At 54.1% G+C, this 24,565-nt stretch carries 26 protein-coding genes; 7 read left to right on the forward strand and 19 right to left on the reverse strand.

Annotated features, from left to right (window positions below):
• Window positions 1-50 precede the first annotated feature (50 nt).
• The 15 genes from dapA to GSQ77_RS27485 form a co-directional block, all read right to left on the reverse strand.
• Window positions 51-935 (reverse strand): 4-hydroxy-tetrahydrodipicolinate synthase, encoded by an 885-nt coding sequence (dapA, locus tag GSQ77_RS27415; protein WP_158906986.1) that lies wholly within the window; start codon window positions 933-935, stop codon window positions 51-53.
• Between the two features lie 9 nt (window positions 936-944).
• A complete protein-coding gene (locus tag GSQ77_RS27420; RefSeq protein ID WP_158906988.1) occupies window positions 945-2,108 on the reverse strand; it encodes a glycoside hydrolase family 88 protein in 1,164 nt (387 codons plus the stop codon).
• A 45-nt stretch (window positions 2,109-2,153) separates the two neighbouring features.
• Window positions 2,154-2,852, reverse strand: coding sequence for a GntR family transcriptional regulator (locus tag GSQ77_RS27425; protein ID WP_158906990.1), 699 nt, complete (start codon window positions 2,850-2,852; stop codon window positions 2,154-2,156).
• Between the two features lie 361 nt (window positions 2,853-3,213).
• Window positions 3,214-4,092, reverse strand: a complete 879-nt coding sequence (locus GSQ77_RS27430) for a MaoC family dehydratase N-terminal domain-containing protein (protein ID WP_158906992.1) — start codon at window positions 4,090-4,092, stop codon at window positions 3,214-3,216.
• Window positions 4,093-4,170: 78 nt separating this feature from the next.
• Window positions 4,171-5,418 carry a CoA transferase gene (locus GSQ77_RS27435; protein WP_158906994.1) on the reverse strand — a complete coding sequence of 416 codons (1,248 nt, stop codon included), beginning with the start codon at window positions 5,416-5,418 and terminating at the stop codon, window positions 4,171-4,173.
• A 56-nt stretch (window positions 5,419-5,474) separates the two neighbouring features.
• A complete protein-coding gene (locus tag GSQ77_RS27440) occupies window positions 5,475-6,233 on the reverse strand; it encodes an enoyl-CoA hydratase/isomerase family protein (protein WP_254067851.1) in 759 nt (252 codons plus the stop codon).
• 58 nt (window positions 6,234-6,291) lie between these two features.
• Entirely contained in the window at window positions 6,292-7,074 is a 783-nt protein-coding gene (locus GSQ77_RS27445) for a GntR family transcriptional regulator (RefSeq protein ID WP_158906998.1), read from the reverse strand.
• Window positions 7,075-7,221: 147 nt separating this feature from the next.
• Window positions 7,222-8,430, reverse strand: coding sequence for a CaiB/BaiF CoA-transferase family protein (locus GSQ77_RS27450; protein ID WP_158907000.1), 1,209 nt, complete (start codon window positions 8,428-8,430; stop codon window positions 7,222-7,224).
• 217 nt (window positions 8,431-8,647) lie between these two features.
• On the reverse strand, window positions 8,648-9,031 hold the full coding sequence (locus tag GSQ77_RS27455) for a cupin domain-containing protein (protein ID WP_158907002.1): 384 nt from the start codon (window positions 9,029-9,031) through the stop codon (window positions 8,648-8,650).
• 272 nt (window positions 9,032-9,303) lie between these two features.
• Window positions 9,304-10,179: an NAD(P)-dependent oxidoreductase gene (locus tag GSQ77_RS27460; RefSeq protein ID WP_158907004.1), complete on the reverse strand. Its 876-nt coding sequence runs from the start codon at window positions 10,177-10,179 to the stop codon at window positions 9,304-9,306.
• A 91-nt stretch (window positions 10,180-10,270) separates the two neighbouring features.
• Window positions 10,271-11,611 carry an APC family permease gene (locus GSQ77_RS27465; protein WP_158907006.1) on the reverse strand — a complete coding sequence of 447 codons (1,341 nt, stop codon included), beginning with the start codon at window positions 11,609-11,611 and terminating at the stop codon, window positions 10,271-10,273.
• Window positions 11,612-11,788: 177 nt separating this feature from the next.
• A complete protein-coding gene (locus tag GSQ77_RS27470) occupies window positions 11,789-12,718 on the reverse strand; it encodes a branched-chain amino acid aminotransferase (RefSeq protein WP_216854963.1) in 930 nt (309 codons plus the stop codon).
• Window positions 12,719-12,753: 35 nt separating this feature from the next.
• A complete protein-coding gene (locus tag GSQ77_RS27475) occupies window positions 12,754-13,503 on the reverse strand; it encodes a cyclase family protein (protein WP_158907008.1) in 750 nt (249 codons plus the stop codon).
• A complete protein-coding gene (locus GSQ77_RS27480; protein WP_158907010.1) occupies window positions 13,500-14,474 on the reverse strand; it encodes a D-glycerate dehydrogenase in 975 nt (324 codons plus the stop codon). Before GSQ77_RS27480 ends, GSQ77_RS27475 begins: the two co-directional genes overlap by 4 nt.
• An 80-nt stretch (window positions 14,475-14,554) precedes the next feature.
• Window positions 14,555-16,030 carry an aldehyde dehydrogenase family protein gene (locus tag GSQ77_RS27485; protein WP_158907099.1) on the reverse strand — a complete coding sequence of 492 codons (1,476 nt, stop codon included), beginning with the start codon at window positions 16,028-16,030 and terminating at the stop codon, window positions 14,555-14,557.
• A 371-nt stretch (window positions 16,031-16,401) separates the two neighbouring features.
• Between GSQ77_RS27485 and GSQ77_RS27490 the strand changes: the two genes are divergently transcribed.
• Both GSQ77_RS27490 and GSQ77_RS27495 read left to right on the forward strand, forming a co-directional pair.
• On the forward strand, window positions 16,402-16,869 hold the full coding sequence (locus tag GSQ77_RS27490; protein WP_158907012.1) for an Lrp/AsnC family transcriptional regulator: 468 nt from the start codon (window positions 16,402-16,404) through the stop codon (window positions 16,867-16,869).
• Window positions 16,870-17,536: 667 nt separating this feature from the next.
• Window positions 17,537-18,361 (forward strand): SDR family oxidoreductase, encoded by an 825-nt coding sequence (locus GSQ77_RS27495; protein WP_158907014.1) that lies wholly within the window; start codon window positions 17,537-17,539, stop codon window positions 18,359-18,361.
• A 32-nt stretch (window positions 18,362-18,393) separates the two neighbouring features.
• On the opposite strand, the gene GSQ77_RS27500 is transcribed toward GSQ77_RS27495, so the two are convergent.
• The gene (locus tag GSQ77_RS27500) at window positions 18,394-19,224 is read right to left on the reverse strand and encodes an SDR family oxidoreductase (protein WP_158907016.1); all 831 of its coding nucleotides are present in this window, start codon (window positions 19,222-19,224) and stop codon (window positions 18,394-18,396) included.
• Window positions 19,225-19,336: 112 nt separating this feature from the next.
• Between GSQ77_RS27500 and GSQ77_RS27505 the strand changes: the two genes are divergently transcribed.
• On the forward strand, window positions 19,337-20,230 hold the full coding sequence (locus tag GSQ77_RS27505; RefSeq protein WP_158907018.1) for a LysR family transcriptional regulator: 894 nt from the start codon (window positions 19,337-19,339) through the stop codon (window positions 20,228-20,230).
• A 20-nt stretch (window positions 20,231-20,250) separates the two neighbouring features.
• Here the strand turns inward: GSQ77_RS27505 and GSQ77_RS27510 are convergent, their stop codons facing one another.
• Both GSQ77_RS27510 and GSQ77_RS27515 read right to left on the reverse strand, forming a co-directional pair.
• Window positions 20,251-20,595: a cupin domain-containing protein gene (locus tag GSQ77_RS27510; RefSeq protein ID WP_158907020.1), complete on the reverse strand. Its 345-nt coding sequence runs from the start codon at window positions 20,593-20,595 to the stop codon at window positions 20,251-20,253.
• Between the two features lie 68 nt (window positions 20,596-20,663).
• The gene (locus tag GSQ77_RS27515; protein ID WP_158907022.1) at window positions 20,664-21,266 is read right to left on the reverse strand and encodes a cysteine hydrolase family protein; all 603 of its coding nucleotides are present in this window, start codon (window positions 21,264-21,266) and stop codon (window positions 20,664-20,666) included.
• A gap of 300 nt (window positions 21,267-21,566) precedes the next feature.
• Between GSQ77_RS27515 and GSQ77_RS27520 the strand changes: the two genes are divergently transcribed.
• Window positions 21,567-21,749 (forward strand): hypothetical protein, encoded by a 183-nt coding sequence (locus GSQ77_RS27520; RefSeq protein ID WP_158907024.1) that lies wholly within the window; start codon window positions 21,567-21,569, stop codon window positions 21,747-21,749.
• Window positions 21,750-21,939: 190 nt separating this feature from the next.
• Here GSQ77_RS27520 and GSQ77_RS27525 read toward each other — a convergent pair whose 3' ends face one another.
• Window positions 21,940-22,869, reverse strand: coding sequence for a LysR family transcriptional regulator (locus GSQ77_RS27525; protein ID WP_367889703.1), 930 nt, complete (start codon window positions 22,867-22,869; stop codon window positions 21,940-21,942).
• 136 nt (window positions 22,870-23,005) lie between these two features.
• On the opposite strand from GSQ77_RS27525, the gene GSQ77_RS27530 reads away from it, so the two are divergent.
• The 3 genes from GSQ77_RS27530 to GSQ77_RS27540 all read left to right on the forward strand — a co-directional run.
• Window positions 23,006-23,437, forward strand: a complete 432-nt coding sequence (locus tag GSQ77_RS27530; RefSeq protein ID WP_158907026.1) for an SDR family NAD(P)-dependent oxidoreductase — start codon at window positions 23,006-23,008, stop codon at window positions 23,435-23,437.
• 189 nt (window positions 23,438-23,626) lie between these two features.
• Entirely contained in the window at window positions 23,627-24,352 is a 726-nt protein-coding gene (locus GSQ77_RS27535) for an alanyl-tRNA editing protein (RefSeq protein ID WP_158907028.1), read from the forward strand.
• Between the two features lie 96 nt (window positions 24,353-24,448).
• Window positions 24,449-24,565, forward strand: a 117-nt coding sequence (locus GSQ77_RS27540) for a nicotinate-nucleotide--dimethylbenzimidazole phosphoribosyltransferase (RefSeq protein ID WP_174246512.1), incomplete at its 3' end; no start/stop codon positions are given.

Consider the following 24,565-nt stretch of genomic DNA (forward strand, 5'->3'; position numbering starts at 1 on the left):
GTAGTTCTAAGTCATACACGATAAAACTGAAATTCCCATCGCATCAAGAATTACGCAGCGTTCAACTTTTCGAGTGCGATCTTGGCACGTTTCAAATTTTCCTCACTCCCCCTTTGCAGAGGAGCGCGGACGGGGCCTACCGGATGCCCGATAAAAGCCATGGCATCTTTAAGCGAACCTGGGTGGTCAACCGTATATAGAGCTTCAACCAGAGGAAGCAATGCATAGTGAGCTTTGCGAGCCGTAGTCAGGTCTCCATTGATCGCCGCATCGAAAAGTTTGCGATGGAACGCAGGGATTAGATTGGCCGTCATAAAAATCCCGCCAGGGCTTCCCAACAGGAAAGTCGGAAAGCCAAGATCATCGTCACCTGACATGATGGCAATTCGATCGCCCACCGCGCTGATCTTCGCCGATACGATGGCCAAGTCGCGCTCGCACTCTTTCAGTGCGACGATGGAAGAGAGAGTCGCGAGTTTTTCCAATAAGGGCACGTCAAGATTGATCCCGGTCCGCCCTGTGTTGTTGTACGCGACGATTGGAAGAGACGTGGTGTCCGCAACCCGTTCAAAGTGTTCAAAGACACCTGCTGCACTAGCTTTAATGTAGTAAGACGGCAAGACTAATAGCGCTGATGCACCGGCTTTCTCAGCGTAGCGGGCAGTTTCTTGAACTTCCCGGGTCCCCGGAGCAAGAGCCCCGACAATCACGGGAATGCGATTAGCCGTCTGATCGATTGCGACTTCCACTACTCGTTGGCGCTCGGCGGGCGTAAGGCTGACGAACTCGCCACTTCCGCCAATGACAAGCAGGCCGGCCGCACCCGAATCGACCTGGAAATCGATCAAACGACGAAAAGCCCTCTCGTCGAATTCATCACCCGCAGTAAACGGCGTAACAATCGCCGTATAAATTCCGTTTGGACTAAATTGCATGACGTTCCTTTATTCGCGCTTGAGTGAAAGAACCGACCAATCGTCCGACATCTCGCGGAAAAGACATTCGGCGATCCAATAGTTGCCATACGGCATAACGTCTTCCTGAGGGAACCTGCCGAGACGGGGCTTCCCGGGCTCGATATGCCGCATCCTCCCCCATGTTCCATGCAGCACGACTCCGCCGACCGTGAGAAAGTCTGCAATGAGAGCTTTGAGGGTTTCCTGCGCCACTTTCCTGTATTGCTCAGCGCGATCTGGCAGCCATCGGGCCAGACGCATCAGAACCGCCGTCGCAATACAAGCCGCGCATGAATCGTAGGGAAGCGCTTCGCGCTGAGGGTCGTTGTAGTCGTACCGCGGCACCCAACCCGATGGAGCATTCTCGACATACCAATCGGCTGCCCGCCGCGCCGCGTCGAGATAATCTAATCTACCGCTTGCCTCATAGCCATGAGCGAAGCCAAGCATTGCCCAGCCTTGCCCGCGAGCCCAGACGCTTTCGTTGGTCCATCCTTGCAGACTGAAGAGTCCAGTGACGGCACGACTTTCCGGATCGAGCGCCGCTGCATGGCAGTTAGAGCCGTCGTCACGCACCAACCCGACTTTAAGCACCGTATCGAGATGTTGATAGGCTAAGGTGCCGCGGTTCGGCTCCCATTGCGATGCCCACAACATCGACGGTAAATTGAGCCCGGTATCGATGACGATACGGTCAGCGTTTGCAATCTGAAGAAAAGCGCCTGCTTTGCGGTCAAAGATGTTTGCGAAATTGTCACCACCGGCTAGTGCCCAATCCTTCAGTACCTTCTCGTTGGTGATCTTATAACCAAGCGTTAGGGCGTAATACATATCCAATCCGGTAGAAGAGAATACCGTCGGGTGCTTTGCAAGAACAGGCCCTATCCGCTCGCATATATGCATCGCGGCGTCGGCGTACTGTTGGTTTTTCGTCAATGCATGCAGCAGCCACATGCGACCCGCCAAGAAGCCAGCCCACTGAAAATTGGCCCAGCTGTCCCATACATATTCGCTGTCCCAGCTATAGCTACCATTCATGTAATTCAACCGGGGAACTCCGCCGGTTTGGGCTACACCATCACAAACTGCGTCGGCGCCCTTACAGAGATATTGAAGGGCCCGCTCAAGCGTCTTTTTATATTCTGGTCCCATTATTTTTCTCGTGGTTCTACGTCGTTTTTCCTAAGGTCAACTTAATCAGTGGTTGGCTAGTGCGCTTGCGCCCAGCTCGTCATCACTGAGGTAGATCAAGCGATGCAGTGCACCGCGAACGTGCGCAATAGCGAGCTTTTCGGCGCGATCACCGTCATGAGCGGCAATCGCCGCGATGATGTCCAAATGCTCCGCATGAATTTCTTCAGCACGGCGACTTTGTAAGCTCGCGAGCCCAGCGGTCATAACTAGCTTGATTTGGTTGCAAATGCTCTCCAGCAGATGCGTCAGTTCCACGCAGTCAGCCGCTGCCGCAATCGACGTGTGGAAGTCGACTGCGAGAGCAACAACTCTGGCATCGGTGTTGGACTTGCGGGCAATCGTTGCAGTGTTAAGCTCTTCTGCATTGGCCCCCAGCGACTCAACAAGAGCAGGCGTGGCTTTTTCAGCCGCCCAACGTGCAGCCGTACCCTCTAATACCGATCGGATTGTGTAGATCTGCCGGATCTCTTCCGCAGACGGCCTCCGGACTACTGTTGGCCGGTTGATATGACTAACCACCAGCCTTTCTCGCTCAAGCAGAATTAATGCTTCGCGAATCGGCGAACGACTTACTGACAGCTGCCGCGCAAGCGCGGTCTCTTGAAGCGGCTCTCCAGGCTTTAACGAACCGTCGAGAATGGCCTTGCGAAGAATTGTTGCCACTGACGCGCCCAAGGCAGCGCGAATCGGAAGTTCATCCATACTTAATCACCGAAATTTGTGTGTAGTCGACTGTATACATCTCTAAAAGATGATCCAACCCGTGGAAACCTCTGCTTTTGTATTGGGTCGACTGTATACAACCAAAATTCAGGGCGTCAAGTTTTTTTTGAGGCTTTCAGGGACGCTCACCCAAAAGGTTTGCGAATAAAATCGCCTCGATTTTTCTCCATTCATAACGTGTCGTGTCTTCCGGCCTCTGACATCACGCTGCGCCAGCGCGGCGGCGGTCCGTTCCGAACATCGGCTGTTCGCCGAGACAGCATAGCCAGTGGACCACGTCCACTACATCGCGGCCACTGGTCGAGGTTGGACTTGGAGCAAATGTGGCAAGACCATCTGGTTAGTAAATGGGCTTGCAATACGCGCTCGCCTGCATGGCAAGCACACCGCGTGCATCGAGCGCGCGCATGTTAAGCAAGTTTGAGTCGTTTGCATCGCTCCATGCCTGAAGCTCGAATGTCTCTTCAACGAAAAGCGGGTTCACTCCTTTAAAATCGAATCTGGTCAGAGCGCATTCCGGCTTGCAGGCGCGTGCAAAATTCTGCAGCAGCGTGGCAGTCAATGGTCCATGGACAACGAGATTCCGATAACCCTCAAAGTCGCGAGCATAGGGTTTGTCGTAGTGAATGCGATGCCCGTTGAAGGTCAGCGCGGAGTACCGAAACAACAGCGTGCTATCGGGCGTAATGCGATCGCTGAATTCAACAGGCGCGTCGGGCGCCGGTTCGAGTCCTACCGAAGCAAATTGCAAACGGGCGCTGGCCTCGCGATAGACAATGTCCTGCTCCTCCACGATGCATTCGTCACTGCCCGCAGATATGCGATGTTCGACAGTCACAAAACAAAGTTTGCCCCCGCGCCCGTCCTTTTCAACAATCTTCACGACGTGGCTCTCACGCGTCGCGTCGACGCCGATTGGCAGCTCTCGAAGGTAACGTACGCGGCTACCAGCCCACATGCGACGGGGCAGCGGTACGGGCGGGAGAAAGCTGCCTGCCAGTTCGCGGCGTGGATGCCCGTCTTCAGCGAGCGTACTGCGCGCCGCAATTGGGTTGAAATACAGCCATTGCCAGCCAGGCGGCAGCGGTGCCCCGTCGACAAAATCGAAGAGGACATCGAGCGTCGCTGCGAGTGCCTGCGCACGATGCGCATCGACGCGCTCCCGTCGCACTTCATTGCGCCCGATCCAGCCCGCGTAGATGTTATCAATGGCCATCATTCTTTGCGATGTAAGCGTTCATTTGGGTGCCTCCTGCTTGAATGCCGCGCAAGCGGTGCCATCATGCTGTTAAATTTTTTATGCGATAGTTGGATCGCGCTCGGGTCCGGCTACGATACCGGCATCGTGCAGGCGTCCGATCGCGCTGCTGTCCATACCCAACAGCTCGAACAGCACCTCGTCCGTGTGCGTGCCTAGGTACGGCGCGGGCCGCATCGCCTCGCGCGTCATAGTCGGGACACGAACGGTCGCGCCTGCGCTCAGATGCTCGCCTATACCGGGCGTAGCCACACGCTCGAATACCGGATTAGCCAGCGATGCACGAGGGTCGTTTTTGAGCAGATCCCTTACCGTTTGATACTGCCCCCAGCACACTTTGTGTTCTTCTAATGCGGCCCTCACGTCGCGAAGCTTTCGTTCGGCGAACCACGGTTCTAGCAACGCAGCGATCTCATTACGTGCTTCGAAACGCTGAGCTTCGTCGCCGAAGTCCAGGCTCATGCGCGACTGCAGCATCGCGACTGCATCGGCAATGCCGCAGCATCGGATCAGCGCTTGCCATTGCCCGGTGGAAATCGCCACTACCATTACGCGATGGCTGTCGGCTGTGGCGAAGTCGCGGCCGAACGCGCCATAAAGCTGATTGCCGATCGACGGCCTGTCTTGCTGCAGCAATTCGGCCTCAGACAAAATTCCGAGGTGCGAAAGTGCACTGAACGCGACATCCGATAGCGCAAGCTTTAATTCACTCCCCGCACCGGTCAGCCGCCGGTGATTGAGCGCGGCCAGCACGGCAAAAGCGGCTTGATAAGCGCACGCAATATCCCAAGCTGGCAGCACATGATTTACCGGATTCTGCACTGATCCACCACCCGTCACGGCAGGATAGCCTGTCGCGCAGTTGACGGTGTAGTCGACCGCGGTGCTGCCATCGCCATTGCCTTGGATCGTGCAGGAGATAAGATCGGAACGACCCTTTTCCAGCATCTCATGCGCAAGCCATGGAGTGCCCATGTTGGTAAGCAGAACGCCGGCATCGGGGCCGGGCGCGGTAACGAGCGCCTGTATCAGTTCCCGCCCTTCCGGCCTGCGCAGATCGATTGCGATCGAACGCTTGCCTTTGTTGAGCGAGGTCCAGTAGAGACTACGGCCGTGCCCTTCGTGATTCGGCATGCGCGGCATGCGGCCATAATCAATTCCGCCACCGATCATGTCGATGCGAATTACATCAGCACCGAACTGGGCGAGCGTGAGCCCTGCGAGCGGAGCCGCAATGAAGGCCGAACTTTCGATAACCCGCAGCGTGTTGATGAATGGGTAAGTCATAACATTCTCACCGTTCAAGATCAGAAGTGATCGTGCCGCTATCTAGCGACACACTCTTATTCGAAGCGAGGCTCGCGTTTTTCGAGAAATGCGCTGACGCCTTCCACGGCATCAGCAGAGCAGAAGATTTGGTCGCTTTCCATGAGCGATTGAGCGACAAGCGCCGCTTCTGGGCCATCGAAGCATGCGTTGATGAGACGCTTGGCAGCGCGCATTGCCTGGGCTGGTTGTTTCGCGATAGCTACAGCGAGTGTTTCCGCATGCGACAAGGCTTCGCCGCGCGGAACAACGTCATTGACAAGGCCCCACTCGAGCGCGGTGGGCGCATCAATCGGTTCGCCCGTCAGGATCATGCGTTTTGCCCGCGCCTCACCAATCTTGCGCGCAATGCGATATGTCCCGCCGCTACTCGGAAAAAGACCGAGCTTGATCTCAGGAAGACACAGACGTACCTGCTCTTCGGCCACGATCACGTCGCAGCAAGCAGCGATTTCTAGGCCGCCGCCGTAGGTGTATCCGTTAAGTGCTGCGATCGTCGGTTTAGGGAATGAGCGCAACAGCTCAAACACCTTGTTCTGGAAAATCAGCTTCTTCTCCAGTACGGTACCCGGCGTAAGAAGCTCTTTGATTTCAGCGATGTCAGAGCCCGCGCAGAATGCACGCTCTCCGGCGCCTGTCAGGACAACCGCTCGCACCTCACTGTCGCGTTCCAATTCGCGCAACGCCGCGTAGAGCTCACGCGTGAGCGCAGCGCAGACAACGTTCATTGGAGGATTGTCGAGCGTGACAACTGCGTGGCGGCCGGTGCGTTGCACGCGGATTTTCGGAGCCGCGCTCATCGTGCACGCTCCTTGGCAAAGCCGATCCCCGGCGTTACACCTCTTCGTCCGCTACGCGAAATCGCGCGGATTGCGTGTATCGGCTGCGCGGGTAATAGCTGATGGTAACCTGCAGCAGTTGCTGATTCTCGTCGTAATAAAAGCGCGTCATTTGCAACGCCGCCTCGCTGGGCTCGGTCTTGAGAATGCCCGCCAGTTCGTCGTCGAGCACGGTCGCCGTGACATCCTGCCGTATTTCCCGCACCCGCACATTGAACATCTTCTCGATGTTTTGATACACCGGCGTGTTTGACACTGCTGGCTTCTGCTGCGCGGCCGCATAGCGCGGCGGCACGTAGATTTTCACGTAACTCATCGGCAAGTCGTCGCCCGGTGTCTTGCGCACGAAAGTCGCCTCGGACAACAGTAGGCCCGGCTTGCACTCGATCAACTCGGCGAGCGCCGCATCGACGATCACTTCGCGCAGCGACGAGGCGTGCATCTCCGTGTTTTCGACGAACTGCAGCAAAGCCTCGGCCGAGTTCAGGGCCTTGAAGCGCCCCTGATTGCGTACCGGCTCGCGCACAATCGTCCCAATGCCTGGATGCGACGAAATCAGCCCGCGCTCGCGAAGCATGCGCAGCGCAAAACGCACGGTCTGCCGGCTCACACCGTAACGTTCCTTCAATTCTTTCTCTGACGGCAAGGTGCTCGCGGGCGGATACCTGCCGTCGTGAATCTCGCGCGAGAGCATGTCCGCGAGTGTCGAATACAGCGGCTGTTGGCCCTCGCTGCGCGCAAGGTGTTCCGAAGTCGCTGTTTCGGTATTGATCGCCATGACGTCCTGTTTGTATAACGCGGGACCCCGGCGAACGTGCGTCGCTTGGTCCGGCGTGCATCGAATGAACGTATTGTCGCCCATTTTTCGTTGCGGCCTCTCGCCAAGCGGTTTTTTTGGCCCAATCGGAGATCATCGCGCGTATCCCTAGACCGTTATGCCGTATTGGTGCAGTTCGGCCTCTGTATAGCCCAGGCGCTCGATCAGAATCTCGCGGTTATGCGCGCCAAGCGAAGGTCCCGCCGAGTCGATGCGCCCTGGCGTCACCGTCAGACGCCCCACGACGTTCTGCATGCCAATGGGCACGCCAAGCTCGGTATCAGGTACATGGCAAATGTTCTCGCGCGCCTTGATCTGTGCATCGTCGAAGATCATCGACACGTCGTTGACGGGCGCAACCGTTGCGCCGCGTTCTTCCGAACGGCTCATGACGGTCTCCAGATCAAGGCGGCCGATGGCTGCCTGAATCTCGGCATCAAGTGCCTTGTCGTTGTCGAGGCGCGCGCGGTTGTTCACGAAACGCACGTCAGTGACAAGATCCGCACGACCGATCAGATCGCAAATGCGCTCGAATGCCGCCTGCGAACTGCCCGCGATGGCAATCCACTTGCCGTCCTCAGTTCGATAAGTATTGCGCGGTGCGGTGAACGGCAGACGGCTGCCATTGCGCTCCTGGATTTGGCCGAGCTGGTCGTAGTTCACGACATGGGGGCCGAGCAGTGTCAGCAGTGTCTCGTAGATGGCGAGATCGACCACTTGGCCGCGGCCCGTGCGGCGCTTCTCGTTCAGCGCGACCATAGTGAGAAACGCCGCCATCACTGCGGTGCTCGCGTCGCCCAGGGCGAAGCCTGGCAAAAGCGGAGGTTGATCTGAGTTGCCGCTGATGTACGCATAACCTGCATACGCCTCGGCGAGCGTGCCGAATCCTGGACGATGGCGATAGGGGCCTGTCTGCCCGAAGCCCGTGATGCGTACCATAATCAGGCCGGGGTTGATTTCCTTGAGTACGTCGTACCCCAGCCCCCACTTCTCCAGCGTTCCTGTCCGGTAGTTTTCGATGACGATATCGACGTCTTCCACCAGGCGCTTGACCGCCTCTACCCCGATCTTCGTCTTGAGATCCAGCGTCACAGAGCGCTTCCCACGGTTAATGACCTTGTAGTAAAGGCCGACGCCGTCCTTGGTCTCGCCCCAACGGCGAATTTCGTCGCCTATCTGTGGTCGTTCAACCTTGATGACATCGGCGCCATGGTCGGCCAGAAACATGCCGCACATAGGCGCAGCAAGGAAATTGGAGAGATCGAGGACGCGAACGCCGTCGAGCGCGCGCGCTGAGTTTTCCAGATCTTTAAGCATAATTGGCTTTACGCACGATTACCTGTTCGGTTATCCGAATGTCCGTACATTTAAATGGGGGCATATACATTATCAAAACGGTGTAAATCCTTGCTTCTTATTTCAGCTACACCCCTCAGGGTCGAATCGGCGAACGCTCTGCCGCTAGTGACAATGCGCTCCGCATTCCTTAGTCCGTGTGTGGGTGAACGTGCGCAGTTTTCTGCGGCGACGTACCTTAATAAAGCTGCTCATCAAGCGATTTGGTTAGCGGACTTACGACATCACCCGTGTGCTTGGTCGTGACAGATTCTATAAGCACAATCCAACATTCGCTTTCAGCTACTGGATTGTGCATCACGCCACGTGGGACTACATGAAGCGAGCCCTCGCGAAGATTCACGGTTCGGCCTCCTTCGTATTCCATACGCAGCTCTCCCCGAACAACATAAAATAACTCATCTTCGTGCTCATGGTTATGCCAGACTAGTTGGCCAAACAATTTGGCTATCTTTACGTATTGGTCATTCACCTGAGCGACCACCTTAGGGGACCAGTGCGCATGCACCGTGTCAAATGCTTCTAGCAGTTCGACGGGGTCAGCTGTTGTAGTCAAGTCCATTTTCTTTCTCCAAAGCGGCCTCGCCGCAAGATATTGATACGTCAAAAACCACCAGCAACGGCGCTTAAAGCGGGCCGTGTGCACCGCATGGCGGCGACTCTATGGTGATCATCGCTGTGTTGATGGCAGCAAAAACTGAATTAGTGCAAAACTACTCAAACACAGCTCTTCGAATTCATACTCGTAATATCATTTGCACCTATCAGTGGAGCTCTCAACGAAAACATCTAGCTGGGAGCGTCCCACGCTTGAATGCTGCATTGAACGCACAGTCATAATTGCAAAGCGAGTATGTCAACCAGCTCGGGTACGACTGCACCCACTCCGGCAACCCGCGAAGCGATGCCATAAGTCTTCTGAACGCTTACAGCCATCTCTTGAGCAACCCCCGCCTCGTCAACCATAGAAAGATAATAATTCATGTCTTTCAGTGCGTTGGCGATATAAAACCGAAACGAAGTCAGATCCCCGGACTCTAGGTAGGGTCGAAAGCGTTCAAGCACCACGCCAGCCCCCCCACCGTTGCTCAATACTTCTAGAAGCACGTCAGGGGTTATCCCAGTTCGTCGTGCGCATGCGGCCGCCTCAGCGAGAATCGCTGAAAACCCGAGGGAAACGAAGTTGTGGATCAACTTGAGTCTATGGCCTGATCCAACGGGGCCCGCGTAAGTAATATTTTCGGCAAAGCATGCGAGCAAGGGGTGCAGCATGTTGAACGTCGCCCTGTTGCCACCGACGGTAAGATTTAGTCTTCCTTCGGCTGCCTCTTTGGGAGTTCGAGTCATGGGCGCGTCGAGAAAATCCCCGCCGACTGCCTTTATAGCAGCAGCAATTTTAATGCTGGATGACGGCAAGGAAGTAGAGCAATCAACTACTGTGGAACCCTTAACAAGCCCTCTCAATAGACCCTCGCTACTGAACAAGACATCTTCAACTTCAGGGGTTCCCGTGAGGCAAAGGACGATGACATCGACGTTAGATGCCAATTGCATCAGGCTTGCCGTGGTGGCGGCTCCTGCATCGATAAGCGAATCCAACGGTTGATTGCCTGGGTGCGTAAATAAAACCAACGAATGGCCATGTTTGAGCAAGTTCGTCGCAATACCATAGCCCATTAACCCGAGTCCCACCATTCCTACCTTGGCCATAAAAACCTCAATTTGTAAGTCAATGTCATTTCCGACATTCGAATCCCAACAGCGATCTTGTCATTTTGGCTAAAGCCACATTAAAAAATTCTCATAGCTCAAGCTGTAGATCACGGCGCAATACTCGAGTTAACACTAAATAATAAACAATGCCCGCAAAAAGCCATGACAGTCCTAACTCCCATGTCGCTGAACCCATCGACCACAACACATAAGCAATGATCAGAAACCCAAAAATCGGGCAAATTAGGTGCTTTATGAAAGATTTTGAGCCGCGTTTAAATATGAAGTGCACGACTACCGTCACATGAAGAATTAAAAAACTACTTAGTGCGCCAAAATTCACAAAATTGGTGAGCGTATCAAGATGCTCCATAAATCCAATGGAAAGAAAAAACGATACTGCAGCGACCACCAGGACACTGACGTAAGGCGTTTTATATTTGCTGTGTACGCTTGATAGCACTTTAGGCATTTGACCGTCGCGTGCCATTGCATAAAGCAGTCGAGCGATGGCGGCTTGCGAGACGATCGAACACGAAAGGCCAAAAGTTATTGCAGCCGCGATGGCGGTTAGTAACGCCAACGGTCTTCCGCCTGCGATTTCGGCGATCTCATAGAAAGCGGTATCGAGTGATTTAAAAGTCATCCCAGCCGCAAGATCTCCAGCAATCCAAGTTTGCGCGATGAATAAAATACCGATCAACAATAACGACGCTATCGTCGCATTACCGACTGTTCTGTTGTCATTGCCTTTTACCTCTTCGGCGAGAGTCGATATAGCGTCGAATCCCAGAAAGGACAGTGCGCATACGGATACCGCTGAGAACAGTAGTTCCGGCTTCATCATATTCGCCTGGAACAGAGGTCGCAGCGTTAGATGCCCGATACCAGGACCGCTGTAAATCCGATGCAAACCTGCTGCAATGAAAATTGCCAATACGACAAGCTGAAGTACCATGAAGATCTTGTTCACTTTGGCAGTAGTCGTAATGCCGACTAAGTTCGGCACAGTTCCGCCGACCAAAAAAAGAACTATCCATACCCACCGAGGGATCACCGGAAAGAGCTGATAGAGCGCTGCAGCAGCCACAATATAGGTAAGGGCCGGAATGAGTAGATAGTCAAGGATTAACATCCATCCGGTCAAAAAACCGGTTCTAAGCCCAATGCCGCGTCGTGCATAAGCATAAGCAGAGCCTGAGACCGGAAAGTCCTGCGATAAAAATTTATAACTTAGTGCGGTGAAAAACATAGCGACCAGACCGATCAAATACGCAAGTGCAACCATTCCGCCTGACGCCGCCGATACGTATCCGTAAATTGCAAACGGAGCGATCGGAATCATAAAGACAGCACCATATATGACCAAGTCCGAAAACGTGAGGCCCCTTTTCAGCTCTTGGCCGATTCTGATCGATTCGTTATCCATAACATACCTATTGAAAATATTTAGCTGGGGTTATAAATATAGAACATGTACATTTTACCGAGGCAAGGCAAATAACGAAGACCGTTCCGACTCGTTGGCTCGTCGCCCGCGTACACGCTAACAGTAAGAAACGTCTCTCCTGCAGCGACGTCCCTCGACTGCTAGTTGTTCAATCCATTATTTTCCTATCAACTGATCGTATTTTTGCATGAGCAATTGCGTCACTTTTCCAGGGTTGAAAAGTGACTCTTTAATTGCAGCAACGGGTGTAATTTCAGCTCCAGTGCCTGTAAGAAAGCATTCGCTGAAGTGTCCAAGTTGAGAGACTGAGATCCGCTCTTCGATGACCTCTATCTGCATTTCCGCAGCAATCTCCAAGACCGTCTGCCTGGTTATTCCGTTCAAAAAACGATCTGCTTTAGGCGTGTGCAAAACTCCGTTCCGAACAAAGAATATATTCGCGCCCGTAGCCTCTGCCACGTACCCTTCATAGTCGAGCATTAATGCGTCCGCAAAACCATCTTGTTCGGCCAGATCCTTTGAGATGGTAGCGATCATATAACCCCCGGCAGACTTCGCATGTATGGGAGCTGTGTCTGGCGCAGGTCGACGATATTGTGCTATATCGAGTCTTATACCTTTCATCCGCTCTTCGGGCGCAAACATGCTCGGCCAGTCCCAAACAGCGATTGCCACGTGGGTGCTGTTGTTACGCGAAGCCACTTGAATCATCTCACTTCCGCGCCAAGCGATAGGACGTACATAAGCGTTGCGTAGACCTGAGGCTTCGAGAACCTTATCCTTGGCCATAATCAGCTCGTCTACCGAGTAAGGAAGTTCAAAGTTAAGGTACTCTGCGGAACGCAAAAATCTTTGAGAATGTTCTCTGGATTTAAAAATCTTTCCATTATATGCACGCTCACCTTCAAAAATACTGGAAGCATAATGCAGCCCGTGACTAAGGACATGAAGCTTAGCTTCCTTCCACGGAACTAGGCGACCGTCTACCCAGATAAACCCATCGCGCTGATCAAACCCCGATGAGGTGGAAGCTATGCTGTTTGCGTCGGAGTGGTTCATGTTTTTTTCGATATAAATAATAGTCAATTACATTCTGTCGTTTAACCGGCTAAACACTGAATTTAAAATATGGCGATGCAACGCGCGGGGAAACCGGACCCTTTTTTCGGTTTAGCCCAAGAGCACAATATCAATGCGCCGCTCGACGGGACCTTGTCCAAGTTGCACAGCATTTCGATCTGCCATTTATCCTGCTTCAGCCAAAAATCTTCCACGGGTGCCTGATATTTTGTCGCGACGATTCCGCAATCGGTATCAGTGGTATCGTGCCCAATTGCGATGACTGACCGCTCCTGTGCTAAAAACTCCAATGCCTCGAGGCTCCACCCCGGATAATGTAGAGTTCCGTTAGGATCTGCGTTTTGCATTGCTTTCTTGTCGGGCCAACGCTCGGACCAACCCGTGCGCATTGCGACGAAACAATCGTCAGGCAAACGACCATTCTTCTCCTCCCACAAGATAAGGTCAGCCTTGGTGAGCTCCGTATCTGGATTAACCTCGGCCCTTGCCGAAATATCCACTAACGCCAGAGGTAGGACCATCTCTTGAATGGGAATTTCGTCGACGCTGCGTCCATCCCTGACGAAGTGCGAAGGAGGATCAACGTGCGTGCCATACTGTCCGACGAACTTATACTCGTGTGCCAGGATCCCGGCCCCAAGAGTACCGATCCCTTCGTCGTAATGGTACAAAGTAGTCCGTTGTTCTGGCTGGAAGAAAATTGAATGAGGAATATTTTTGTCGAATGCGTGGGTTAAATCAATCCAAGTCGAATTCCGTAAAAAAGCTAAGACTTCCGTCATGGTTTTCATGATGAACGTGACTCCATTTTGAGTTCATGCAACAAAGGTTTACAGGAGAAAAAGCGATCTATTTCGTCGCATAAATCCATACACATTTTGTGGCGTGCCTCGATGGTCGAGCTGCCTTGATGCGGTTGAAGATAGACGTTGTTTAATGACAGGTAGTCTGGATGGACGTTAGGTTCATTTTCGAAAACGTCTAACCCTGCGCTTAAAACCTTTCCCGAACGCAGAGCCGATATCAACGCTTTATCGTCTATCAGACTTCCGCGAGATATGTTTACCACTATCGATTGATCTGGCAGTAAATCTATAGCCTCCGCGTTAATGATGCGATGCGTCTCAGGAGATCCCGGCGCTGCAATGATCAAAAAATCGCTGACGGAAAGCAAGGATTGCAGAGAAGCGTGATACAACGCCTCCTCTCCACCTGAATCAACCGGTTTCCTATTAAAATAATGTATTTCCATTCCAAACGATCGAGCGCGTTTAGCCACTTCACGCCCTATCCTTCCCATCCCAAAAATTCCTAGTCTTGCACCGTTCAAATCTTTGCCGAGCAATTGTGTTGGCGACCATCCGGTCCAGTTGCCACTTCGTATTAGCGACTGGCCCTCATACGCCCGCCTGGCAGCACCTAGCATGAGAAGGATTCCCATATCTGCTACCGCTGAACTGTGTAATCCTGGCGTATGAGTAACCGAAACGAGTCGCTTAAATGCCGCATTCAGATCGATGTGATCATGTCCTGACGACAGTGACGCAACGAGTTTTAGTCGTGGGCCCACTTTTTCCAAAAATCTCTCGTCTATGGCGTCAGTCGCCGTAACAAATGCAGCATCACAATCTCGACAGAGCTCGGCCAATTGATCGCTTGAGAGCGGGACATCGTTAACGGATTTTTTAAGTTGGTAGCCGACAGAGAGTCTTTCCGCAACCCGCGCGGGCAATTCACGGGTGACTGCAACAGTAGGTATCATTCTGGATTTTTGACGTTTTCGTCTTAAATAAAACTTGTGAGCAGGATTGCGAAAGTGGATCCGCACGGCAATAGACCGGATTAAATCGCTCCCTCTGAGCTATACCGAAAGCTTATGGTTTTTAATACGGAGAATGTGCGCAAGGCTTCAAACCCCTTCTCGCGGCCAAAGCCTGACCGTTTAACCCCGCCGAAAGGCAGTTCCACGCCACCCGCAGTCCCATAGTTGTTGACGTACACTTGCCCACATTTCAACTGGCGAGCCACTCGAAGCTGCGTTGCTCCGTCTTTCGTCCAAACACCGGCGGCGAGACCATACTTCGTAGCGTTTGCTAACGCCACCGCCTCGTCTTCAGTGTCGAACGTAGTCATCGTTAAGACGGGGCCAAAAATCTCCTCTAGGAAAGCGCCACTATTTGCCGCAACCCCGCCGAGAAGCGTGGGCGGATAGTAGTAGCCGGTCCTGGAGGCGTCATGAGCTATCGATCCTTGTGCAACGATGTAGGCACCTTCTTCTTGCGCTAGCGCGACTGCCCGAGAGACGTTTGCAAGTTGGCGGCCGTTCATCAGCGGCCCGCAAGTTGCGTTCGAGGACGAGTAGTTGGCGACTGAACTCGAAAAAAGTTCGCCCAAGCGGCGCTTAACTTCCGGAAAAATTGCTTGATCGACGAGTAGGCGACTACCGGCCGAACACGTCTGTCCAGCGTGTTGGGTGATCGAACCAAAAATCGCTGAGAGAGCGGTCGATAAATCCGCGTCCGCGAACACGAGTTGTGGAGACTTGCCGCCTAGCTCAAGCGTCACCGGTAGGTTGCGATTCGCGGCCATTCGTTGAATTTGAACGCCCGTATCGACCGACCCTGTAAAGGACAGGAAGTCAATCTCCGGGTTTTCTACCAAAGCGGCGCCGGTATGTTTTCCTTCGCCAGTCACAATGTTGAGTACGCCGGGCGGCAATCCTGCGCGAGTGGCAAGTTCCGCTAACCACAGTATGGACAAGCAGGCGTCCTCTGCAGGCTTCACGACACAGGTATTACCTGCCGCAAGGGCGGGAGCAACGCAACGCGCAAAGATCTGCGCGGGATAGTTCCACGGGATGATATGCGCGGTCACACCCCACGGCTCCCAACTAGTCGCTGCGAAGTAGCCGTTCTGAGAAGGGATGGTGTCACCGTGCAACTTATCGGCTCCGCCTCCATAGTATTCAAAATAGCGGGCGCAGATTGTGATATCAGCGACTGCGTTGCGTATCGGCTTGCCTGTGTCTCTGGCTTCCAAGTTTGATAGGATATCTAAGTTTGACAAGATCTCATCGCTAATCCTTCGAAGCACTCGCCCGCGTTCGTATGCGCTTACGTGTTGCCACTCGCTTTCGAATGCAATCCGGGATGACCTGACGGCGTCGTCAACATCACGGGCATTTCCGTTGGAAATTTTCGCAAAACAAACACCCGATCCAGGATCCTCGACCGACAGTACTTGGCCATCGGTTGACTCTTGCCAACGCCCGCCGATGAAAATCGTGCGCCTAGAAATCTCTTCAATGAAATCGTTCATCAATGTCTCGCTGCCGTGAAGAGCAAAATTGGATTGCTCGCTTAGGCTTGGATTGATCGGGCCCATACAGCAATCGATGGACCAAACTTGACTCTGAAAGTCACGCAACCTTCAACAGTGCTGCCTCCAAGAGGTTCTAGCATGGCAAGAATTCTATCTCGACAGTTTCGAAATTAGCTTCCTAAAATCGGCGGTTATAGAATTTTTCAAGGATAAAATTTTTTCTAAGCAGAAAATCCAGGATATAATTCTTCTCCAAAGTAACGATGAACTGCGGATGATTGCCGACGCTTGCGTCGACGACCGCTAAGCGATGCGCTTGCAGCAGCGCTCGACGATCACCCAGTCCAACGCAACGCTAGGAGGAGCAGATGAGCAAATTCACCGTTGACGAATTCGATCGGAAGATTCTCAAAGAGCTGGTACGCGATGCCAGGCAATCGAATGTAGAACTGGCTAAAAATGTTGGGATGTCGACAACGCCTTGCTGGAACAGGGTGAAAACGCTGCAGCATGAGAAAGTTATTCGACGCAGCACCATCGCAGTCGACCATGCTGCCTTGGGCTACTCAGATATCGTTATTTTTCAAATTTCTCTTGAGAAGCACAGCCTAAAAACGTTAGAGGACTTTGGACGAGAGATGTCGATGGTGCCCGAAGTTCTAGAGGTATTGATGCTGACCGGTGGGCGCGACTTCTACGTGAAGGTTGCAATCAGCGGCACCGACGGATATGCACGATTTTTGCGTGAGCGCCTTTACAAAATTGCTGGCATTTCTCATACCGAATCGAACTTCGTGTTAAGGATATTTAAAGACGAGCTTTCTGCAGTGATTTGATAAAGACGCTCGCACTCTGCCGAAGTTGCCTGTTTGCCAGCGGTGGCTCGGACGAGAGTTTCCTGCAGATCGCCCGAGCGAAAACGTAGAACGTAATATTCCTGATTTATGCGGCACGACGATCCAGCATCGAGTTGCCGGTCACCGTTTCCCAGCGGCAGCGACTTCCGCAATATCAGGGTGTCCTGTTTCCCGTTCGGCGCGGCGGCGATCCATCGGACGCGGGCGTCCGATGCCCGATGCCCGTACGATCCGATAGGCGTCCAGCGCACCTCCGGCATCGAGCGGTATTGGCTTGTGACTCACCCATTGCGGGGCGATCAGACCGAGCTTACGGACCTTGTGCGGATACCCTGTCAATCGCCACCTGGCGCAAAAGGTCCGGGTGTTCATTGACTGGATCGCAAGCCTGTTTTCTCCGGAAACTAGCTGATAAGAATGCCGCGGCGCCGTCAGGTTTGCCGCAACAGCCAGGAAAGTGGTTACGCCATCCGGGAAATCATAGGCATCGTTATATTGTGAACCGTGAGTTCATAGCGCATGTACCGTCTAGCACTTTATCTCAGAAATTAATCTCGCTACCATCCGTTTCACTGGATGCATGGATAGGCGTTACGCCGCATCTTTGGCGGATCGCTTGCCCGCCGACACAAAAGGGACTTTATTAATGAACTACGACGGCAAAACTGTAGTAATCACTGGTGCCTCGAGCGGCATCGGCAAGGCGACGGCAAAATTCTTCGCGAGACGAGGTTGGAACGTCGTTGCAGGAATGCGGCAGCCGCGAGCCGAGAAGGAACTGGTTGAGGACGATCGCCTGAAGCTCATGCCAATCGACGTGCAAGATGCCGCTAGCATCCGCGTCGCTGTTGCCGAGGCAGTTGCGCTGTTCGGTACAATCGACGTCTGGGTCAACAATGCTGGCTATGGCGCCTTCGGCCCTGTAGAGGCAGGCTCGCGGGCGCAAATTGAGCGACAGTTCGATGTCAACGTATTCGGATTGATCGAATGCGTCCATGCAATCGCGCCACATTTTCGCGCGAATCGGGCCGGCGTGCTCATTAACGTTTCATCCGCCGGCGGGTTGGCAACCGCTCCGGGCTACAGTGTCTACAATGCATCGAAATTTGCGGTGGAAGGTCTTTCCGAAGGGCTGTGGTACGAATTGAAAGCGTTCGGGATCAAAGTCAAACTTATTGAGCCGGGCGTTATCAAAACCGATTTCGGTAGCCGTTCGATGGACGTTTGGGATCTTTCGAATTTGCCCGAATACGCAAGCTTGATGGAAAAAATAATGGCCGCGCGCGCGCGGCTCACGAGCAATCCAGGCTCGCCTGAACTCGTCGCGTCTACGATTTTTAAAGCGGCGACCGACCCGAGCGACCGCCTTCGCTATCTTGTCGGGGCCGACGCCAAGCTTCTTTGGCGGGTGCGCCGATGGCTTGGCTATCGTACGCAAATGCGATTTGTAAGTAGAGCCTTTCGGCTTTAAGCAAAAGCTAGCGGATGGGCGTTAAAATTACCTTAGTTGTCCAAATCAGTGGAAAGCGCCACCTCTTTCTGTGCCTCCAGTAAGCGGAGCCGCTCGGCCAACGCCTGACTGATCGAAGCGTAGGCGGTACTCCCTAGGGTAAGCCGTAAAGGCAGCCTGTCGGCATCGACCGCGGCTATCATTGCGTTGACTGTTTTGATAGCGTCACCCTTGAGTACAAAAGTACCGGAAGACACCGCCCTGCGTACTTCACCGGCCGGCGTACTCTCGTAGCAATCCATGGGCAGCGCGTGCTCCAAACCTTGGCCGAAATTGGTGAGAGTTGGACCCGGCTCTACAATCAGGAAATCAATGCCGAACGGCGCGACCTCCTTCGCGACAGATTCGACAAAACCTTCAATTCCCCACTTGGTGGCATGGTACAGACTGAAGTTTGGATAGGCGATTTGGCCGCCCTCCGACGACACTTGAACGATTCTCCCGCCGCCTTGCTTGCGAAGATATGGCAGGGCCGCACGGATGAGCTGAATCGAGCCCACCAGGTTGGTGGCGATCTGCCGCTCGATCTGCGCGTCGCTCAGTTCTTCGGCAGCGCCGAAGAGACCATAGCCGGCGTTGCCAACTACCACGTCGATGCGCTCCATGCGCTCGAACGCATCTGCCACGACCGTTCTGATTGCCGGGACGTCTGTCACGTCGAGCGTGAGGGCATGCAGGCGATCACCATGTCGAGCGAGCAATTCGTCTAATGCCCCGGGTCGCCGCAAGGTAGCGACCACCCGATCGCCGCGTTCCAGCAAGCGTTCGGTGAGAATGCGGCCGAGGCCGGTGGATGTTCCTGTAATGAACCATGTCTTGGTCACGATGGGCCTCCAAGGGGAAGAAAGAAGAGAGCTTCAATGATTCATACTATGGCGTTACCATTGTTGGGACAACCACCAACGAATGGCATGAGCAGGTGAAAAATACCCACCAATGAGCAAACCGACACTGACCGACCTAAGAGCCTTTATGGCCGTGGCCGAGCACCGCAGTTTCCGGCGTGCTGCCGATCTGCTTGGAATTACGCGCTCCACGCTTAGCCATGCAGTGCGCGGGCTGGAGGACAGCTTGGGCGCTCGACTGTTACACCGGACGACGCGCAGTGTGTCGCTGACCGAGGCGGGCGAACGCCTGTTGGGGCGTCTTGATCCCCTGATAAGCGATCTTGATGCAGCATTGCAGGAAGTCGCTGGCGAGCAAGGGCACCCTACGGGTACGTTGCGGATCAATGGCGGAGAAAACGCCATTCGATTGTTGCTTCAGACGGTTGTGCCGGGATTCCTAGCGCGCTATCCCGGTGTGGAACTTGACCTTGTGGCAGACGGACGGCTGGTGGACATCGTTGAACAGGGCTTCGACGCGGGTGTGAGATTGGGGGAGGCCGTGCCCAAAGACATGGTGGCGGTTCGTCTTGGCCTTGACATGCGCTTTCTGGCGGTTGCCGCTCCAGAATATCTGGCGATTCATCCTGCGCCGAAAACGCCCGATGCACTGCTACACCATCAATGCATACGGCAACGTCTCCCCAGTGGCAAACGCTATCGCTGGGAGTTTCTCAAGCGAAGGCAGGAAGTGGCGATCGACGTACCTGGAGCCCTGACGCTCGACAACAACCAATTGATCGTAGAGGCAGCGATAGACGGCCTGGGCATCGCTTATGTTCCGGAACCCTATGCTCGCGCGGCATTGAGTGATGGGCGACTTGCTGCCGTGTTAGAGGATTGGTGCCCGCCGATTCCTGGCCTCTTCCTTTACTTTCCTCGCACTCGTCATATGCCGACGAGTTTGCGAGCGTTCATCGATATGGTTCGAACGGTTGCGGGATGAACTCGATTGCCTGCCTATAGTCACACTGGCCGATGAGGTTCTAACACAATATCTCGCTCTCCTCCCGATTGGACCATGATGTAGACGACGTCCTCGTCAGTTTCATTTTTGACGTGATGACTGACGCCAGGATCGACAGCGTAATAATCGCGCACATCGATCTTCTTCACTTCGTCGCCTACTCTAAACTCGACTGTCAACACACCCTTGACTACAGTGAAGCGGTCACTCACATGGGTATGATGGTGCCACTGGGTCTCGCCGCCGGCGTGCACCGTGGTCTCCGAGACAGAGTAACCCTCTTCTTCGAGTAGGGTGTGGTACTGAACCTTGCTATTCGCAAGCGGTATGTCCTTGTCGTTCATATTATTGCCCCAGTAAAATCAATCGTGCTTCTCAGCACAGTTAGGGTGAGTATGCCAAGTCCTCGTGCTTACCCATCGTATTCGACCGGCAAGGTATCTAGGCCTGCCAGCAGCGCTGCCGAATCCGAAACCGCGCCGAAGATGCCGCCTTGCATGGTTACTATGCGCAGAGCCGCGTGATGTTTGCCAGGATCGGTCGCACCACAGCAGTCGGAGAGCAGCAGGCACTCGAAGCCTCGATCGTTGGCTTCCAGTGCGGTCGTGTGCACGCATACGTCCGTGGTAATGCCGGTCAGCACCAGGTTCTGGATGCTCCTGGTGCGCAGGATCAGTTCTAGGTCGGTCGCGTCGAAACAACCTTTACCGGGTTTGTTGACAATGATCTCGCCGGACAATGGCGCCAACTCGTCGATGATCTGCCAGCCGGGCTCCCCTGGCACCGGGGTGCGGCCGCATGGACCAGGGTCACCAATGCCGATGCCATCGGTGCCGGCGTGGCGGCTACGCCAGCCCTTGTTGGCGGAGAGATCCGACAGGTCGGGGCCGTGGCTTTCACGAGAATGAATGATTGTGAACCCCCGGTCGCGCATCGCGGCCAGCACGCGCTGCCAAGCAAAAAGAAGACCGCAGCCGAAGCCCAGCAAAGTAAAGGACCATACGATCCATAGCATCACGGTTCTCGTTCTGCATTCCGGCAACCATAGATCCGTGACTGCTGCGAACCAACCTGCTCGGACGTCGGCCCCGAGCGTGGTGACACCTTCGATAGGCGCCGCAAGGGCTTTGATTTTCAGCGCTCTCATTCATCGATGTGATCGTGCTGCACCAATTGAAGCACCGCGCGCACAACCGCAAGCAGGCCGGTATATGGTTCACGCTGAATTTGGACGACATCCACCTCATGAGTTACTCATGGAAAAAAACTAATGGCAGCCGGGCTTGCGATAGGAGAAAAAGTAGGAAAGGAGGTCTTGTATCGCACTACGGACGCTGGCGAGAGCGCCATCGAGAAGTACCGGGAAGTGGGCGAATTGTGTCTCATGAGCAATGTCGATGAAGAGGTGAATCCGCAGATCAAGGAGCTCGCCCGCTTTTTGGGGCGCATGAGCGGATTATATGAACAGGCAGCGCGAACGGCATCGTCGTTGCCGTAAAAGTCGTGCTGTTCGTTGGTATCTTCTGTCGGAGGGCTGAAATTACGGCGCCCGAATTTTTTATAGCAGTGCTACTCAATAATTTTCTTAGGCTACCAAGCCCCACGGAATCATCATGCCACTGATGGTCTTGCGGGCGCCTATTAGCGGCAGGAATGCTCATCAAGGAAGCACTTGTCGCGATTTCAAATCAACTCGCAGTCAGCTCTTTTGCCAAATCGACAAACACTCGGAGTTTTAGCTGAGTCAGCGACCGCTCAGGAAAGTAAAGGTAAAGGCCGCCTTCATTGGGGATGAATGTCTGGAGAAAGGGTTCCAATCGTCCATCCGCGACGTACTCCCGGACTTCTCTATCGGCGACAAACGCCAAGCCGAGGCCTTGGAGGCAAAGTTCAACTAGAAGCCTCCGTTCGTTCACGATCAGCCCTCCGGGGACATCCACCAAAAACTTCCGCTTGCCACGCTTAAATCCCCAACGGTGCACCGCCCGCGAAGACGAGAAGCGGTAACGAATCGATTGGTGATGCACGAGTTCCTCGGGCGTCGTCGGTCGGCCCGCTATAGCGAGATAGTTTGGAGCGCCAACGACCGACCAAGTGATCTCTGGCGTAAGTCGAACGGCAACCATATCCTTCTCGACCGAGTCTCCAAGCCGGATTCCAGCGTCATAGCCCGATGCGACAATGTCCACGATTGCGTCATCCAGCGAAATCTCCAGAGTCACCGCTGGGTAAGCTTTGCGAAATGCGGGCACCAGAGCAGCGAGCAGTCCAGAGGCACTGTGCGGCGCCGTTATCCGCAACGAGCCCATTGGCTTCTCGCGGAACCCGCCGAGTGCAGCAAACGTCTCCGAGATTTCCAAGGCCGCTGGTCGCAAGCGCAGGAACGCCGCTTCGCCCGCTTCGGTGAGCGCGACACGCCGCGTGGTTCTTTGGAATAACGTGACGCCGTGTTTGCTTTCCATCACGCGAATTGCCTTGCTTACAGCGGTAGGCGTTACTCCAAGCCGCCTCGCTGCCGTCGTAAAGCTGCAAGTTTCAGCCACCGCCAGGAAAGTAGTTACGCCATCGAGGGAATCATTAAGCATTGTCGTATTGTAAACCAAGGGTTCATAGCGCATGTACTGCCTAGCACTTTATCTCAGAAATCAATCTCGGTATCATCCGCTTCACTTGATGCATGGCTTGGACGCGGATCGGCGTAGCGCCCGTTGCTGGTGGATCGCTTGTGCGCATACACAACAGGGAAGCTTATTAATGTACGACGACGGCAAAACGGTATTCATCACCGGTGCCTCGAGCGGCATCGGCAAGGCGACGGCAAAAATTTTCGCGAGACGAGGTTGGAACGTCGTTGCAGGAATGCGGCAGCCACGAGCCGAGAAGGAACTGGTTGAGGACGATCGCCTAAAACTCATGCCAATCGACGTGCAAGATACCGTTAGCATCCGCGGCGCTGTTGCCGAGGCGGTTGCGCTCTTCGGCTCAATCGATGTTTGGGTCAACAATGCCGGCTATGGCGCCTTCGGCCCACTAGAGGCGGGCTCGCAGGCGCAAATTCAGCGACAGTTCGATGTCAACGTATTCGGATTGATCGAATGCGTCCATGCGATCGCGCCACATTTTCGCTCGAATCGGCACGGGGTGCTCATTAACGTTTCATCTGCCGGCGGCTTGGCGCTTCTCTAGGAGCAATATGTGGTCCTATGAGCGCAACTTAACGCAAGAAATGGCGCTGCATCTGTATACAGTCCATCTGTGGGGCGTTAGTTTTTTGCAGTCGAAACTATGTGAGAGTGGCATCGCATACGTGCACAAATTGACAATCGTCAGCCACGACGATTTTTTATGGGATTGGCCCCGAGATGGAGAGGCTGGATGAAAAATAACGCAACGGCGCCGTTGTTCGACGAAACCCCGTATGAAATTACTTTTGAGGCGACCGTCATCGACAGTAGAGAAGACCTTGTCGCGTTTGACCGGACGTTGTTCTACCCGGCTGGCGGTGGGCAGCCCGGCGACACGGGGTTCATCACGCACGCGAATGGAAGTCGGGCGCGGGTGATGGAGACGCATCGGGACGATACGGACCGTTCGCTTATCTGGCATCGACTCGAAGGCGATATTGAAGCTTTGGCGGTCGGGCTTACGGTAACAGGGGAGGTCGACTGGGAAGTGCGGTATGACAATATGAAAATGCACACCTGTCTGCATCTGCTATGTTCGCTGATCGACGCTCCGGTGACAGGTTGCAGCATGGGACAGGGCAAAGGGCGGCTCGATTTCGATCTACCCGAGATGACGATGAGTAAGGACGAGATTACTAAATCCTTGAACGCACTGATCGCAAGCCAGATCGAGGTCGAAACGCGGCTGATCTCGCCCGACCACTACGATGCCGCCCTTGCGCTGGTGAGGAACCGATACGCACTCCCGCCGAGGTCAACGAATTCCGTGAAGATGATCGAGGTTCGCGGTGTGGATATTCAGCCGTGCGGTGGCACCCATATACGCAATACGTCGGAGATTGGCCAAGTCGTGTGCGAAAAGATCGATAAGAAAGGTCGTCAGAACCGCCGGATAGTGCTGCGATTGGTCGATTGAAGGGTGCGGGTATGAAACGAATGGCTCTCCAACACAACGCACCTGCTAACGACGCCATCATGGCGCGCCTACATCGACTACTCATAAAACGCCAACATGACGCCAAAACCGCTCAATAGATCAATGACAGCCGAGCTTCAACATGTCATCGATACCAAGACAAAGCCACCCGGAAGCCTCGGCCGTCTCGAAGGACTCGCGCTGCAAATTGGG

The sequence above is a fragment of the Burkholderia sp. L27(2015) genome (genome assembly GCF_009765705.1).
GTDB lineage: Bacteria > Pseudomonadota > Gammaproteobacteria > Burkholderiales > Burkholderiaceae > LMUX01.